We start from the raw sequence: 15,691 nt of genomic DNA, 5'->3' as shown, positions 1-15,691 counted from the left end.
ATCGGCCATCGCTCGAACAGGTGAACATGCGTGCGGGGCGCCCCGTCGCCCATGACGGAACGCCCCGCACCCGCCGGGCTCAGCCCTCGTACCGCTCCCGCAGCCGGGCCTTCGCCTCCGGGCCCGCCGCCACCTCGTCCAGGGCGAGGAGCCCCGCGCCGAGGACCGGCGGCGCGGTCACGAAGCCGATCACCGCCTTCGGCGCCCGCACCGCGAGGAGTTCGCGGATCCGCTCCTCCAACTGCGGGTGGCGGGCGGCGAGCACGCTGCCGCCCAGCATCACCGGCGCCTCCTCGTGGTGCAGCCCGAGCCGGCGGAGCGCGACGTACGACAGGGCGACGACCTCCTCGGCCTGCCGGTGCACGAGCGACAGCGCCACCGGATCGCCCCCGGCCGCGACCGCGAACAGCACCGGCGCCAGCTCGTGCCGCCGCGCCATCGGGATCTCGCCCAGGTGCAGCGCCTCGATCAGCGCGTACATCGACTCCAGGCCGAAGTGCGCGGGCAGCGCGCCGGCGAGGGCGGTGGGCAGCCCCCGCCCGTCCTCGGCGCGCGCCGCGAACCACAGGGCCTCGTCGGCCAGTCCGCCGCCCCCGCCCCAGTCCCCGGAGATCTTCCCGATCGCGGGGAAGCGCGCGGTCCGCCCGTCCGGCGTCATCCCGACGCAGTTGATCCCGGCCCCGCACACCACGGCCACGCCCCGCGGCTCGTCGAGTCCGGCCCGCAGGACGGCGAAGGTGTCGTTGTGCACCCGTACGGACCGGCTCAGGCCCCGGCCGAGCAGCTCCTCCCGGAGCGCGGCCTCCTCCACCGGCAGGTCGGCATTGGCGAGACAGGCCGTGACGTGCGCGAACTCCGGCGGGAGACCGGCGCCGCCGGCCTCCGCCCACGCCCTCCCGGCGATCTCCACGAGCCCGTCGATCGCCGCCCCCACCCCCACCAGAGGGGGCTGGAACCCGCCGCCGCGCGCCGCCCCCAGGACCGTCCCGCCCCGGGAGACCACCGCGACGTCGGTCTTGCTGTTCCCCGCGTCGACCGCGAGGAGCGTTCCGTCCAGGTTCACGCCCACGCGAGGTGCTCCCGGTTGTGCGCGATCAGCCGGTCGGTGAGCCCGTCGGCGTACGCGTACTGCCCGACCAGCGGGTGCGCGAGCAGCGCCTTGAACACCCGGTCACGGCCGCCGAGGAGCGCCGCCTCCAGGGCCAGGTCCTCGTAGGCCGTCACGTTCGCGATCAGCCCGGCGTAGAGCGGGTCCACCGGCGCGACCGGCAGCGGGGTGGCGCCGTGGGGGCCGACCGCCGCCTGCGTCTCGATGACGGCGTCGTCCGGCAGGAACGGCAGCGTGCCGTTGTTGTACGCGTTCACCACCTGGTACGGCGACCCTCCTCCCCCGAGCAGGGAGGCCGCCAGGTCCACCGCCGCCTCCGAGTAGAAGGCGCCGCCCCGCTTGGCGAGCAGCGCCGGCTTCTCGTCGAGCGCCGGGTCCCCGTACATCTCCAGGAGCTCCCGCTCCATCGCCGCGACCTCGGCGGCCCGCGAGGGCTTCGTGCCGAGCTCCCGCACCACCTCGTCGTGCGCGTAGAAGTACCGCAGGTAGTACGAGGGGACGACGCCGAGCCGGTCCAGGACCGGGCGCGGCAGGCGCAGGTCCCCGGCGATCGCGTCGCCGTGCCCGGCGAGCAGCCGGGGCAGCACGTCCTCGCCCTCGGGGCCCCCGAGCCGTACCGCCCGCTCCCAGGTCAGGTGGTTGAGCCCGACGTGGTCGAGGTGGACCTCGGACGGGGTGACGCCGAGGAGCTTCGCGAACTTCCGCTGGAAGCCGATGGCCACGTTGCACAGCCCGACGGCCTTGTGCCCGGCCCGCAGCAACGCGCGCGTGACGATCCCGACGGGGTTGGTGAAGTCGATGATCCAGGCGTCGGGGTTGGTGCGCCGCACCCGCTCGGCGATGTCCAGCACCACCGGCACGGTCCGCAGCGCCTTCGCGAGACCGCCGGCACCCGTCGTCTCCTGGCCGACGCAGCCGCACTCCAGCGGCCAGGTCTCGTCCCGCTCGCGGGCGGCCTGTCCGCCGACCCGCAGCTGGAGCAGGACGGCGTCGGCGCCCTCGACCCCGGCGTCGAGGTCGCCCGTGGTGACGACCTTGCCGTCATGGCCCTGCTTGGCGAAGATCCGCCGTGCCAGGCCGCCGACGAGCTCCAGGCGTTCGGCGGCGGGGTCGACGAGGACGAGTTCGGTGAGGGGCAGGGTGTCGCGCAGGCGCGCGAATCCGTCGATCAGTTCGGGGGTGTAGGTGGAACCGCCCCCCACGACAGCGAGCTTCATCTCGTATCAGCCCTTCACTCCGGTCAGTGTGACTCCCTCGACGAACGCCTTCTGCGCGAAGAAGAACACGAGGATCACGGGGGCCATGACCAGGACGGTCGCGGCCATGGTCAGATTCCAGTCGGTGTGGTGCGCGCCCTTGAAGGACTCCAGGCCGTAACTGAGCGTCCAGGCGGCCGCGTTCTCGGACGCGTAGATCTGCGGCCCGAAGTAGTCGTTCCAGCAGTAGAAGAACTGGAAGAGGGCGACGGCGGCGATGCCCGGCTTCGCCATCGGGAGCACGACCCGCACCAGGGTGCCCAGTTCGCCGCAGCCGTCGATCCGGGCGGCCTCGACGTACTCGTTCGGGATGGTCAGCAGGAACTGGCGCAGCAGGAAGACGGCGAAGGCGTCGCCGAACGCCATCGGGACGATCAGCGGCCACAGCGTGCCGGAGAGGTCCATCTGCTTCGCCCAGAACAGGTACATGGGGATGATCACGACCTGCGGCGGCAGCATCATCATGGCGATGACGAGCAGCAGCGACAGGTGCCGGCCCCGGAAGCGGAACTTCGCGAGCGCGTACGCCACGGGGATCGAGGACACCACGACGAGGAGGGTGCCGAGTCCCGCGTACAGCAGGGAGTTCCTCCACCAGGTCAGGAAGCCGGCCGTCTCGAAGACCCGGACGTAGTTGTCCCAGTGCCAGGAGTTCGGCGTCAGGTCCCGGGTGAGCGCCTGCTCGTCGCTCATCAGGGAGGTCAGGAAGACGAAGACGAACGGGAGGACGAAGAACAGGGCGGCGGCGATGCCGAGCGAGTGCACGGCGATCCAGTGCAGCAGCGCCTTGCGGCGGGCCCGCTTCTCGGCGGGGCTCGCCGCGGTTTGGGCGGGGGAGGGCGAGGGGGCGGTTGCGGTCGCGGTCGTCATGGTTCAGTCACCCGAGCCGATCAGGCCGCCGCGCCGCCGCATCAGCAGCGCGGTGAAGGCCATGGAGAAGGCGAAGAGCACGAGCGCCACCACGCAGGCCGCGCCGTAGTTGAACTGGCTGAAGCCGAGGCTGTAGATCAGCTGCGGGAGGGTCAGCGTGGAGTCGTCCGGGTAGCCGGGCTGGAAGGTGACGCCGGAGCCGCCCATCACCCCCGAGGCGACCTTGGCGGCCACGATCGGCTGGGTGTAGTACTGCATCGCGCCGATGACCCCGGTGACGACCGCGAAGAGCACGATCGGCGAGATGTTCGGCAGCGTGACGTACCGGAACCGCTGCCACGGGGACGCGCCGTCCAGTTCGGCGGCCTCGTACTGCTCCTTCGGCACGTCGAGCAGGGCGGCCATGAAGATGACCATGAGGTCGCCGACGCCCCACACGGCGAGGACCGTGAGGGCCGGCTTGGCCCAGTCCGCGTCGTTGAACCAGGAGGGGGCGGGGATGCCGACCGCCTCCAGGAACGAGTTGACCGGGCCGGTGCCGGGGTTGAGCAGGAAGACGAAGGCGAGCGTGGCGGCCACCGGCGGCGCCAGGTACGGCAGGTAGAAGAGGGTGCGGTAGATCCCGGCGCCCTGCTTGATCTTGGTGATCAGCATGCCGACGCCGAGGCCGAAGACGACCCGGCAGGACACCATGACGACCGCCAGCCAGAGGGTGTTCTGCATCGCCGGCCAGAACTTGGGCAGGTCGGAGAAGACGTACGTCCAGTTCTCCGGGCCGCGCCAGGTCGGCGGGTTGAGGCCGTCGTAGCGCATGAACGAGAAGTACACCGTGGAGACCAGCGGATAGGCGAAGAAGAAGCCGAACCCGATCAGCCAGGGCGACATGAACAGCGCGGCGCGCAGCGCGTCGCGCCGTCGCTTCGCGCGGAGCGTGTACGTGGTCATGGCGGACTACTTCGCCGCGGCGATGTCGCGGTCGATCTGGGCGGCGGCGTCCGCGAGGCCCTTCTTGAGGTCCGTGATCCTCCCGCTCTCGTACTTGTGGGCGAGGCTGGAGAGGGTCTCCTGGTAGGCGGGGCCGTTCACGGCGCCGTCCGGGGTGGTGGACTCCGGGTGGCGGGCGATGTCCAGGAAGACCTTGAAGCGGTCGTCGAACTTCAGGTTCGGGGACTTCAGCGCCTCGAAGGTGGAGGGCACGTTCCCGATGGCGTTCGCGAAGCCCACCACGGCGTCGGTGTCCGTGGTCATGTACTTGACCAGCTCCCAGGCCGCGTTCTGCTTCCTGCTCTGCGGCGCGATGCCCATGATCGTGCCGGAGAGGTAGCCCTTGCCGTACTCGGCGATCTCGTCGTCCGCGACCGGCAGCGGCGCGACGCCGACGTCGAACTTCACCTTGGCCTCCTTGATGAAGTTCAGCCGCCACTCGCCGTCCAGCTGCATGGCGACCTGCCCGGTCTGGAAGGGGTGCTTGGCGCCCCACTCGTCACCGAAGGTGGTGCGGTACCTGTCGAGCTTCTCGAAGCCGCCGAGGGAGTCCACGAGGGACTTCTGGTACGTCATCATCTCGGCGAAGGCCGGGTCCTTGGCGACGTTCGACCTGCCGTCCTCGTCGAAGTAGGCGTGGTCCCACTGCGACATGTAGTGCTCGACGACGGTCTCGTAGCCGAGGTAGTTCGGCATGAAGCCGAGCTGCTCGTAGGAGTCGCCCTTGGGCTTGGTGAGCTTCTTGGCGACCTGGGCGAACTGGGACCAGGTCTTCGGCGGCGCCTCGGGGTCGAGGCCGGCCCTCCTGAAGGCGTCCTTGTTGTAGTAGAGGCCGTACGCGTCGGAGAGCAGCGGCATCGCGCACCGCCTGCCCTCGAACTGGGTGTACTCCTGGAGGACCTTCGGGAAGGTCTTGTCCAGGTCCAGCTTCGACTTCGCTATGAAGGGCCCCAGGTCGGCGAGCGCGCCGGAGGAGCAGAACTTGCCGACGTTGGAGGTGGTGAACGAGGACACGACGTCCGGTCCGTTCGAGCCGCCCGCGCGCAGTGCCTGGCCGAGCTTCTCGTCGTTGATGTCGCCGACGAGCTTCACCTTGATGTTCGGGTGGGCCTTCTCGAAGCGGGCGACGTTGTCCTCGATCGCCTTGACCTCGGCGGGCGCCGACCAGCCGTGCCAGAACGTGATCGTCGTCCGCGCGTTCGGGTCGTCGGTGGCGGCGTTGTTCGCGGAGCCGGTACAGGCGGAGGCGAAGAGGGCGATCGAGGCGGTGGCGGCGAGCGCGGCGGCGGCTCTGCGTGGACGTACGGGCATGACGAGGTCTCCCTGAGGGCGGGTTTCGGGCGGGGGCGGAGGAGCGGGGGCGGTCAGCGCGAGGTGTCGAAGACCTCGTCGCGCGTGGTGGCGAGGGCGCTTTCGAGGGCGCCGCGCAGCACGGGGCTCCGGCGCACGGCGGAGAGGACGAGCCGCGGCCGGGAAGGGGCGAGGTCGGCGAGTTCGGACTGCACACGCGCGCGGAGGGGTTCGCCGCCGTGGACGAGGGCGTCCCCGGCGAGCACGATCAGTTCGGGGTCGAGGACGGCGACGAGGGAGGCGAGTCCGGTGGCGAGGCGTTCGGCGTAGCGGTCGAGCAGCTCCGCGTACCGCGGGTCGTCCTCGTGGGTCTCGGCGGCCCGGGACAGCAGCCCGGTCACCACCGGCACGAAGGGGTGGTCGGGCGTCTCGATCCCGGCGGCGCGGGCGATCCGGGGCACGGCCTGGATGCCCGCGAGCTCCTGGAAGCCGCCGGAGTTGGCCTTGGTGACCTGCCGGACGAGCGGTGTGCCGGGCACGGGCATGAAGCCGAGCTCGCCGGCGCCGCCGGTGAAGCCCCGGTGCAGTCGCCCGCCGAGGACGAGGGCCGCGCCGAGCCCGCCCTCGTTCCACAGCAGGGCGAAGTCGGTGTGGCCCCGGGCGGCGCCGAGGCGCTGCTCGGCGACGGCGACGAGGTTGACGTCGTTCTCGTACTCGAACGGCATGGGGAGGGCGGCGGCCAGCTCCTCCAGGAGGGTGGGGGAGTGCCAGCCGGGCAGGTGGGAGGCGTAGCGCAGGCGACCGGTGGCCGGGTCGAAGGCGCCGGGGGTGCCGATGACCAGGCGCCGCACGTCCTCGCGGGCGATCCCGGCCGCCGCGACGGCCCCGGCGAGGGCCTCGGTGACCTGGCGGACGACGTCGGAGGCGGAGCGGCCGGGGGTGCGGAGCTCGTACGCGCCGACGATCCCGCCCGTGAGGTCGGCGACGGCGGCGTGGATGCGGTGCTGGTCGACGTCGAGCCCGGCGGCGTACGCGGCCCGCGCGTTGACCGCGTAGAGCTGCGCGTTCGGCCCGGGCCGTCCCTCGGTGGTCCCGGTGGCGACGACGAGACCGGCCGCTTCGAGACGGGCGAGGAGCTGGGAGGCGGTCGGCTTGGACAGCCCGGTGAGCCTGCCGATCCGGGTCCGCGAGAGGGGCCCGTGCTCCAGGAGCAGGTCCAGGGCGGCACGGTCGTTCATGGCCCGCAGGACGCGCGGGGTGCCGGGGGTTCCCGGGGTCGTACCGGCCATGGGACTCGCACCTGCCCTCGTCTGGTTCCACACACTGTTAGGAAAGTTTCCTATTGAGTTGGGAGGAAGGTAAGGCGGCCGTCACGGGGACGTCAATACCCGGGGACGCGACACGCCCCCGAAGGCGGCCGAAGCGTCACCTGCGGGGGCGTGCGGCTCGTGGGAGCGGTTACTTGGAGAGGTCCGACTTGGGCAGGGGGGTCGCCGCCGTCGACTGCGGGGAGGTCGTCGAGGCGAAGACCGACGGGGCCGCCACTCCGGCCGTCGGGTCGGCCGGCGACTCCTCGGGCTGGGGCGGGAGACCGCCCACGATCCGGATGCCGGCCTCGTCCAGGCCCCGCTTGATGCGCCAGCGCAGCTCGCGCTCCACGCCCAGCTTCTTGCCCGGCATCGTCTTCACCGAGACCCGGATCGTCATCGAGTCGAGCAGCACCTCGCTCAGGCCGAGCACCTCCACGGGGCCCCACAGGCGCTCGTTCCAGGGCTCCTCCTTCGCCATGGCGTCACCCGCCTCGGCGATCACGGCCCGCACCTTCTCCAGGTCCTCCGTCGGCCTGACGGTGACGTCCACGCCGGCCGTCGCCCAGCCCTGGCTGAGGTTCCCTATCCGCTTGATCTCGCCGTTGCGCACGTACCAGATCTCGCCGTCCACGCCGCGCAGCTTCGTCACCCGCAGGCCCACCTCCACGACCTCGCCGGAGGCCACGCCCGCGTCGATCGAGTCCCCGACGCCGTACTGGTCCTCCAGGATCATGAAGACGCCGGACAGGAAGTCCGTCACCAGGTTCCGCGCGCCGAAACCGATCGCCACACCGGCCACACCCGCCGAGGCGAGCAGCGGCGCCAGGTCGATCTTGAAGGCGCCGAGGATCATCAGCGCGGCCGTGCCCAGGATCAGGAACGACGCCACCGAGCGGAGCACCGACCCGATCGCCTCCGAGCGCTGCCGCCGCCGCTCGGTGTTGACGAGCAGACCGCCGAGCGTGGTCCCCTCCACCGCCTGCGCCGAGCGGTTCATCCGCTCGATCAGCTTCGTCAGGGCCCGGCGGACGGCCATCCGGAGCAGCAGCGCGACGACCAGGATCAGCAGGATGCGCAGCCCGGTGTTCAGCCAGGTGGACCAGTTCTCCTCCACCCAGCTGGCCGCGTTCGTGGCCCTCTCCGCGGCTTCGTCCAGGGTCACCGGCATCGGTTCGGGTTCGGTGGCAGCCGCCAGGGCGGACCAGGACACGGGACAACCTCCAGGCATCGCGTACGCAGGCCATCCACAGTAACGGGGCGTCGGACGTGGTCCCGTAGCCCTGTTCGAGGGAGAGACCGACCTCACCTGGGCACATAGCAGGGAGAGATGCCGATGTGGTCGAGAACACCCCGGGGCCACCACCCCGATCCCGATACGTGGTGGCGCCGCGACCAGGCATGAGGAGAGACTGAGAGCAGTTCGTCCCGGCGCGAGCCACGCGCCGCCGGCGTCATAGGAGGCATCCGTGCCGCACGTCCTGGTCCTCAACGCGTCGTACGAGCCGCTCGGCGTCGTACCGCTCCGCCGCGCACTCGTCCTCGTACTGGAGAACAAGGCTCTCTGTCTCGAGGAGTCCGGCGCCTTCCTGCACAGCGAGTCCCAAGTCCTCCCCGCTCCCAGTGTGGTGCGACTGAAGCGCTTCGTGCGGGTCCCCTACCGGGGGCCCGTTCCCTTGACCCGCAGGGCGCTCTTCGCGCGCGACGGCGGGCGCTGCGCGTACTGCGGGGCCGTCGCCACCAGCGTCGACCACGTCATCCCGCGCAGCCGAGGGGGCACGCACGCCTGGGAGAACGTGGTGGCGGCCTGCCGCCGCTGCAACCACGTCAAGGCCGACCGGCACCTGCGCGAGCTGGGCTGGCGGCTGCGGCACCAGCCCGCCCCGCCGACCGGCCTGGCCTGGCGGATCATCGGGACCGGCCACCGGGACCCCCGCTGGCTGCCGTACCTGGAGCCGTACGGCGCCGTGGACGTGATGGCCCGGATCGACTCCGTCGCAGACGCCCCCGCGAGGGCGCTGACGACGGGTTGAGCCGGGCCTTTCGCGTGCGCGGCGCCTTTCGCGTACGCGGGGGCTTCCGCCGGTACGGGACGGAGCGGCGCGCGCCTCAGGGCGCGGGCCGCTCCTCCGGCGCGCCCTGGGTCGGCGCGCCGTCCTCCGGCGTGCCCTGGGTCGACGTGCCCTCGGACGGCGTCTCCGGGGCCTGCGGCTTCCGCGGGCTCTGCGGCGGCTGCTGCGGGGCCACCGCGTACGTCTCCACCGACCAGAGCGAGTAGCCGAAGCGGGTCGCCCGCGCCTCCCCCTGGACCCGCAGGAAACGGGTGTCCGCCGCGTCCATCCGGACCGACTCCCGGCCGCCCCTGCCGTCCGCGACGGTCGCCGCCGTCCGCCAGATCCGTCCGTCGGCGGAGACCTGCACCCGGTAACGGGAGGCGTACGCGTCCTGCCAGTGCAGCACCACCTGCCCTATCCGGGCCGGCTCGGGCAGCTCCAGCTGCCACCAGGCGCCGTCCTCCGCCGGCGAGGACCAGCGGGTCGCCGGGTCGCCGTCCACCGCCGAGGAGGCCGGGAAGTCCGGGGTCTCGTCGCCCGAGGAGGAGGCCGTCGCCGTCCGCGCCAGGTCCGGGCCCGCCGTCCGGGGGAACGCCCGGACCGTCAGGACCCGCTCCTCGCCCGCGAAGGACACCGGCACCCGGTACGAACCGGCCGGCACGCCCGCCGCCACCGACACCTCCAGCGGGACGCCGGTCCGCGCGCCGCGCCCCACCACGGCCCGCGCCGGCAGCCGCACCGTGATCCCCTTCGGGGCCTTCGCCGTCAGCGCCCCGCGCACCTCGCCCGCGCGCCGGCCCGTCAGCTCCACGTCCACCCGCTGCGCCGGGCCGCCGATCTCCGCGTCCGTCTCGGTCCGCGCGAGGGCGAGACCGACCCGCGGCCCGTCCGCGAACCACGGCACCAGCGAGCGCACCCCGGGCGCCGGACCGTCGCCGCTCCACACCACCCGCAGCGCCTCCGCCGTCAGCCCCTTCAGCTCGGCCTGCGTCCACCCGGACGCCGACAGCGGACCGAGCGGCCGCCAGCCCTCGCCCGGGACGTACGCCTCCACGCGCGCGTCCCCCCGGCCACCGGCCCCGCCCGGCTCGGCCATGACCGTCAGGGCCTCCACGGGCCGCGCCCGGTCCAGCCGCACGGTGTACGAGCCGGGGGCGCGGTCGGCCCGGGCCGCAGGGGCCCGGTCGGCGCCGGTCCAGGCCGCGGACTCCGCCACCGCGCGCGTGAGGAACGGATCGAGGACCCCCGGGCCGACCGTCACCCGGCTCGCCTCCAGCTCCTTCCGCAGCCCCTCCAGGTCCAGCTGCGCCCGCCAGGCCGCCGCGCCGTCGCCGCGCGCCTGGGCGAGGAGCATGTCGACCGCCGCCTCGCCCGCCCGGCCGTACCGGGAGAGCTGCTCCAGCCAGGGGCCCGTCTCGTCGTCGAGGGTGCCGCCGGCCGCGGCCGTGAGCCCTTCGGGGGCGCGGCGCATCACGGTGAACGCGGACCGCAGCTCGCGCGCCGCCTTCTCCCGTACGGCCGCGTCGGTGCCCGCGCGGGACGCCCAGAACGCCGCCAGGAGCGGCTTCAGATAGGCCGACTCGCCCGACGGGTCGAGGATCGACGAGGAGCCGTTCCCGGCGAGCGCGCGCAGCGCCTCGCGGGCGGCGGGGTCCGGCCCCGCCAGGTCGTCCACCGCGGCCCGCCAGGACTCCCGGGGCCGGTAGCCCCGCGGGTTCCAGGCGTAGTCGGCGGTGGTGAAGAGCGGGACGCGGGAGGCCGCGGGCTGCTCCATGGCGTGCGCGAGGAAGGCGGCGGAGCCGGCGGCCACGGCGGGCTCGCGGCCCGTGGCGGGACCGAGGAAGAGCCGGTCCTGGGCGTAGTCGTTGACCGGGTAGTTGTCCATGGTGACCAGCGGGTGGTCGCCCAGCGCCGCGCGCGCCCCCGCCAGTTCGCGGCCGGTGATCGTGCGCGGGACGACGCCGACGCCCGTCCACGCCACCCGCACGTCCGCGTCGAGCGCCTCGGCGAGCCTCGTCCGGTAGGCGCTCGCGCCGTCCTGGTAGTACTCCGTCGGCATCACGGTGAGCGGCTCGGCGCCCGGGTGCCCTTCGGCGAGGCGCCGGGCGACGGCGTTCGCCACGCGCGCGTGGGCGGTGGCCGCGGCCTCCGGGCCGCGCCCGAACTCGTCGGCGTCCCGGTCGCAGTGCCACTCGTCGTAGGAGGCGTCCTGGAACTGGAGCTGGAAGGAGCGCACCCCGAGCTCCCACATCGCGTCCAGCTTCCGCGTCAGCGCCGTCACGTCGCCGTCCGAGGCCAGGCACATGGACTGGGCGGGCGCCACGGCCCAGCCGAGCGTCACGTGGTTCGCGCGGGCCCGCTCGGCGAGCGCGCGGAACCCGTCCCGCTGCGCGGCCGGGTAGGGCTCGCGCCACTGCGCCTGGCGGTACGGGTCGTCCCCGGGCGCGTACAGATAGCGGTTCTGCTTGGTCCGGCCCAGGAAGTCCAGCTGGGAGAGCCGCTGTTCCAGGGTCCAGGGGCGGCCGTAGAAGCCCTCGGTGATGCCGCGCTCGGCCGTGCCGGGCCAGTCGCGGACGAGGACGCCGGGGACCTCCCGGCCGTTGCCGAGGAGCTGACGCAGCGTCTGCACGGCGTGGAACAGGCCGTCCTCGCCGACGCCGTCCAGGACGACGGTGTCCCGCCCCTGGAAGCGGCCCGTCGCGAGCCGGTAGCCGCCGCGCGGGAGGTCGAGCCGCTCGGGGACGCGCAGGGCGGCCAGGACCTCCTCGGCGCCTGAGCCGGAGCCGGTGCCCCCGCCGGAGGGCCCGGCGGCCCGCAGGACCGGGCCCCGGCCGGGCAGGCCGGGGTGGACGGTCCGCACCCCGGCGCCCCGCAGCAGCGCGCGCAGGGCGGCGAGGGCGTACGGATCGGCGTCGGCGTCCGCGAGCAGCGTCACCTCGTCCCCGAGGCGTACGGAGGGCCCGGCGGCGGTCAGGGACTGCGGCCGGGGCCAGACGGCGGGCACGCGCGCGGCGGAGCCGCTCGTGGTGGTCGTGGCGGGGGCCGTGGGGGACGGGGAGAACGGCGTCGCGGGAGCCGTCGGGGCGGCCGGCGCCGTCGGAGCAACAGGTGCCGTCGGGGTCGCGGGGGCCTTCGGGGCCGCCTGCGCCGAGCCCGGCACCGCGCCGCCGAGGAGGCCGCCGATGACGGCGGCGGCGACGGCCGTCGCGGTGCGCTTCCTGCCCCCGAGGTGCACGAGGGTCTCCCTTCGGCCTGGTAGGGCCCGTCTCTCGGATCAGGCCGGGCTGACCCGACGGATCAGGCCGGGCTGACCCGAAAGACAGGCCCCGGCGGCTCCGCCGGTTGGTCACGAGTGGGTCACGAGCCCACCACCCGTCGCACAGGGGTGTCAATGCGCGTGGCCGATGTGTCGGCTTTGCCCGGCGAGCCGTCGGCGAGGTGACGCCATTTCGTGGTGTTCCGCCGGTAAAACGAGGTGCGCTGGGTAGGGCTCTGTCATTGCCCAGGTCAAACCTGTCGAGACGAACCGGGAGACCCCCGTGACCACGACCGCCCGTCATCTCGGACGGATACGCGTCCCCCAGCAGTCGGCCCAGGCCGGCGAACCGCTGACCAGCGAACCGCCCCTGCCCGACGCCTCCCCCCTCACCAGCGAGCCGCCGCTGGCCGTGGCGGCACCCCTGACCAGCGAACCCACCGCCCCCGGCAGCGCGGGCGGCCCGGAGTCCCCCGGAGTGTGAAGTGACCCTGGCCCGTCTCGCCGCCCGTCACGGCGTCGCCACCGCCCACAGCCCGTCAGAAGGCGTCACCGTGCCCGTGCCGGACGCCACCGTGGTGGCCGTCCTGGCCGCCCTGGGCGTCGACGCGGCCACCCCCGAGGCGGTCGCCGACGCCCTCGACGCGGCGGAGCGGGCCGACCGGGAGCGCCTGCTGCCGCCGACCCTGGTGCGGTGGCGGGACGGCGGGCCCGCCCGGCCGCCGGCCGACCTGCCGCCCGGCACCCGCCTGCGCGTCACCACCGAGGACGGCGCCGTGGTCACCGGCCGGGACTGGTCCGGACTGCCGCTCGGCGTCCACACGGTCGAGGCGCAGGCCCCCGACGGGCGCGCGGCCACCGGCACCCTGATCGTGAGCCCCGCGCGCGTGCCCGGCCCCCGGCGCCGCGCCTACGGACTGCTGATCCAGCTGTACTCGCTGCTCTCCACCCGCTCCTGGGGCATGGGCGACCTCGGCGACCTGCGAGAGCTCGCCACCTGGGCGGGCCGCGCGCACGGCGCCGGGTTCGTCCAGGTCAACCCGCTCCACGCGGGCGTGCCCGGGGCGCCGAGCGACCCCTCTCCGTACCGGCCGTCCTCGCGCCGCTTCCCGGACCCCGTCCACCTGCGGATCGAGGAGGTCCCCGAGTACGCCCTCGTGGGGCCCGAGCGCCGCGAGGAGCTCGACCGGATCCTCGCCGAGGCGGCCGAACTGCGCGAACAGGTCCTCGACAAGGGCGCCCTGATCGACCGGGACGCGGTCTGGGAGGTCAAGCGGCGGGCCCTGGAGCTGGTGCTCGGCACCGTGGAGCCCGGCCCCGGCCGCCGCGCCGACTTCCACGACTTCCTCGCCGGGCGCGGCCGGGCCCTGGAGGACCACGCCACCTACCAGGCCCTCGCCGAGCGGCACGGCCCCCACTGGCGGACCTGGCCCGAGGAGCTGCGCGCGCCGCGCGCCGCGGAGGCCGCCGTGCGCGCCGACCCCGACCTGGCCGCCCGGGTCGACTTCCACTGCCGGCTGGCCTGGCTGACGGACCGGCAGCTCGCCGACGCCGCCGCGGCCGCCCGCGAGGCCGGCATGGAGATCGGGATCGTCCACGACCTGGCGGTCGGCGTCCACCCCGAGGGCTCGGACGCCTGGGCCCAGCAGGAGGCCTTCGCGACCGGCATGTCGGTCGGCGCCCCGCCCGACGCCTTCAACTCCCGGGGCCAGGACTGGGGCCTGCCGCCCTGGCGGCCCGACGCCCTCGCCGCCGCCGGCTACGCCCCGTACCGGGGCCTCCTCCGGGAACTCCTCCGCCACGCGGGCGCGTTGCGCATCGACCACGTGATGGGCCTGTTCCGGCTGTGGTGGGTGCCGGAGGGCCGCGAGCCCACCGAGGGCACGTACGTCCGGTACGACGCCGAGGCGATGCTCGCGGTCCTCGTCCTGGAGGCGCACCGCGCCGGCGCCCTCGTCATCGGCGAGGACCTCGGCACGGTCGAGCCGGGCGTACGGGAGGAGCTGGCGCGGCGCGGGGTGTTCGGGACCTCCGTGCTCTGGTTCGAGCGGGACTGGGAGGGCACCGGCCGGCCGCTGCCCGCGGCGGAGTGGCGCGCGGAGTGCGTCGCCACCGCCACCACCCACGACCTGCCCTCCACCGCCGCCCGGCTCTCCGGCGACCACGTCGGCCTGCGGCACCGGCTCGGGCTGCTCGCCGGAGACCTGGAGCGCGAGCGGGCGGCGGACACGGCGGAGACCGCCGAGTGGCTGGGCCTCTTCGAACGGAAGGGGCTGCTGCCGGAGGGCCCGGGGGACGAGGAGGCGGAGATCAGGGCCGTCCACCGGTTCCTGCTCGCCACCCCGGCCCGGATGGTCGGCGTCTGGCTGCCGGACACGGTGGGGGACCGCAGACCGCAGAACCTGCCGGGCACCTGGGACCAGTACCCCAACTGGCGGCTGCCGCTCGCGGGCCCGGACGGCCAGCCGCTCACCCTGGAGCGGCTCGCCGCCTCGCCCCGGGCCCACGGCCTGCTGCGCGAGCTCCGGGCCGGGACGGAGGCTTCGGGCACCGGTGCGGAGGCCCCGGGCGCCGGTGCGGGGGCTTCGGACGCCCGTACGGCACCCCCGGGCGCGCGGCACGTTTAGGTGTTCGCTACGTTTGCACCGTGGACAAGAAGAACGCTCTGCGCGCCGGCTCGCTCGCGGCCGGTACGACGCTGATGATGCTGCTCATGTCGTCCCCGGCGCTCGCGAACGCCCGAGACGACGGCGACGACCCGGCCCCCAAGCTGAGTGTCGCCGAGACCCTCGGCCTGTACGTGGCGACGCCGCTGGTGCTGTTCCTGGTGATCGCCGGCCTGGTGATGGTGCTCGACAAGTCCAAGAAGAAGGCGTAACCGCCTCGAAGGTCTCCGCCGAGGGCGCCGCACGGTACGAGGTACCGTGCGGCGCCCTCGCATGCGTCGGGGCCCTCTTCCGCGGGGCCTCCGCGTGCGGGGAGGCCCTCCTCCGCGGGGCCTCCCCGTTCAGGGGGCCCCTCACACCGTGGTCGCGAGCAGCTTCCGCAGCAGTCCGGTCAGCTGGGCCGCCTCCTCCTCGGTGAGCGCGGCCTCCAGGGCGGCCCGCTGCTCCGCGAGGCCGGCCTCGACGGCCTGGTCCACCAGTTCCCTGCCGCGCTCGCTGAGGGTGACCCGCAGCCCGCGCCGGTCGTTCGGGTCGGGGCTGCGGGTGAGCAGCCCGGCCTTCTCCAGCTTGTCCAGCCGGCCGGTCATGCCGCCGGTGGTGATCATCAGCGTGGCGGTCAGCTCGCGCGGCGAGAGCGTGTACGGCTCTCCGGACCTGCGCAGCGTCGCGAGCACGTCGAACTCCCCGAGCGCCATGCCGTAGGGCGCGTACGCCTTGTCCACCCTGCCGCGCATGGCGTTGGACAGCCGGTAGATGCGGCCGAAGACGGCCATCGGCACGGTGTCGAGGTCGGGGCGGACGGCCGCCCACTGGTCGGCGATGGCGTCGACGGCGTCGCGGGCGGGGCCGGGGTTCTTCGTGTTCATGGCGCCAGTCTCCTCTTTCGAGTGACTCGATCGC

Annotated in this window: 13 protein-coding genes; 4 read left to right on the top strand and 9 right to left on the bottom strand. The window is 74.0% G+C overall.

Annotation, left to right across the window (positions count from 1 at the left end; translation table 11 throughout):
- Nucleotides 1-79: 79 nt before the first annotated feature.
- From ACIGW4_RS08965 to ACIGW4_RS08935, 7 genes are all read right to left on the bottom strand, one after another.
- Entirely contained in the window at nt 80-1,069 is a 990-nt protein-coding gene (locus tag ACIGW4_RS08965; RefSeq protein WP_399579354.1) for an N-acetylglucosamine kinase, read from the bottom strand.
- Nucleotides 1,060-2,325 (bottom strand): 6-phospho-beta-glucosidase, encoded by a 1,266-nt coding sequence (locus ACIGW4_RS08960; protein ID WP_123452372.1) that lies wholly within the window; start codon nt 2,323-2,325, stop codon nt 1,060-1,062. Before ACIGW4_RS08960 ends, ACIGW4_RS08965 begins: the two co-directional genes overlap by 10 nt.
- 6 nt (nt 2,326-2,331) lie before the next feature.
- Complete coding sequence (locus ACIGW4_RS08955) at nt 2,332-3,234, bottom strand: carbohydrate ABC transporter permease (protein WP_398708678.1); 903 nt, start codon at nt 3,232-3,234, stop codon at nt 2,332-2,334.
- A 3-nt stretch (nt 3,235-3,237) separates the two neighbouring features.
- Nucleotides 3,238-4,179, bottom strand: coding sequence for a carbohydrate ABC transporter permease (locus tag ACIGW4_RS08950; protein WP_123452369.1), 942 nt, complete (start codon nt 4,177-4,179; stop codon nt 3,238-3,240).
- 6 nt (nt 4,180-4,185) lie between these two features.
- Nucleotides 4,186-5,529, bottom strand: a complete 1,344-nt coding sequence (locus tag ACIGW4_RS08945) for an ABC transporter substrate-binding protein (RefSeq protein ID WP_123452367.1) — start codon at nt 5,527-5,529, stop codon at nt 4,186-4,188.
- 53 nt (nt 5,530-5,582) lie between these two features.
- Complete coding sequence (locus tag ACIGW4_RS08940; protein WP_123452365.1) at nt 5,583-6,797, bottom strand: ROK family transcriptional regulator; 1,215 nt, start codon at nt 6,795-6,797, stop codon at nt 5,583-5,585.
- 169 nt (nt 6,798-6,966) lie between these two features.
- A complete protein-coding gene (locus tag ACIGW4_RS08935) occupies nt 6,967-8,028 on the bottom strand; it encodes a mechanosensitive ion channel family protein (protein WP_398708683.1) in 1,062 nt (353 codons plus the stop codon).
- Between the two features lie 256 nt (nt 8,029-8,284).
- On the opposite strand from ACIGW4_RS08935, the gene ACIGW4_RS08930 reads away from it, so the two are divergent.
- Nucleotides 8,285-8,848 (top strand): HNH endonuclease, encoded by a 564-nt coding sequence (locus ACIGW4_RS08930; RefSeq protein ID WP_123452363.1) that lies wholly within the window; start codon nt 8,285-8,287, stop codon nt 8,846-8,848.
- 76 nt (nt 8,849-8,924) lie between these two features.
- Here ACIGW4_RS08930 and ACIGW4_RS08925 read toward each other — a convergent pair whose 3' ends face one another.
- On the bottom strand, nt 8,925-12,104 hold the full coding sequence (locus ACIGW4_RS08925) for a beta-N-acetylglucosaminidase domain-containing protein (protein ID WP_399579350.1): 3,180 nt from the start codon (nt 12,102-12,104) through the stop codon (nt 8,925-8,927).
- Nucleotides 12,105-12,408: 304 nt separating this feature from the next.
- Between ACIGW4_RS08925 and ACIGW4_RS08920 the strand changes: the two genes are divergently transcribed.
- From ACIGW4_RS08920 to ACIGW4_RS08910, 3 genes are read left to right on the top strand one after another with little or no spacing between them, the layout of a single operon-like run.
- The gene (locus ACIGW4_RS08920; RefSeq protein ID WP_185094539.1) at nt 12,409-12,609 is read left to right on the top strand and encodes a hypothetical protein; all 201 of its coding nucleotides are present in this window, start codon (nt 12,409-12,411) and stop codon (nt 12,607-12,609) included.
- Between the two features lies 1 nt (nt 12,610).
- Nucleotides 12,611-14,752 carry a 4-alpha-glucanotransferase gene (malQ, locus tag ACIGW4_RS08915; protein ID WP_399579348.1) on the top strand — a complete coding sequence of 714 codons (2,142 nt, stop codon included), beginning with the start codon at nt 12,611-12,613 and terminating at the stop codon, nt 14,750-14,752.
- 20 nt (nt 14,753-14,772) lie between these two features.
- Nucleotides 14,773-15,003 (top strand): hypothetical protein, encoded by a 231-nt coding sequence (locus tag ACIGW4_RS08910; protein ID WP_123452355.1) that lies wholly within the window; start codon nt 14,773-14,775, stop codon nt 15,001-15,003.
- 141 nt (nt 15,004-15,144) lie between these two features.
- Here the strand turns inward: ACIGW4_RS08910 and ACIGW4_RS08905 are convergent, their stop codons facing one another.
- A complete protein-coding gene (locus ACIGW4_RS08905; RefSeq protein ID WP_123452353.1) occupies nt 15,145-15,657 on the bottom strand; it encodes a MarR family winged helix-turn-helix transcriptional regulator in 513 nt (170 codons plus the stop codon).
- Nucleotides 15,658-15,691: the final 34 nt, after the last annotated feature.

The organism is Streptomyces sp. NPDC053513, assembly GCF_044544765.1.
GTDB classification, from domain to species: Bacteria; Actinomycetota; Actinomycetes; order Streptomycetales; family Streptomycetaceae; genus Streptomyces; species Streptomyces litmocidini.
Note: the sequence above shows the minus strand (reverse complement) of the source record. Positions and strands in the feature narration are given on the sequence as shown.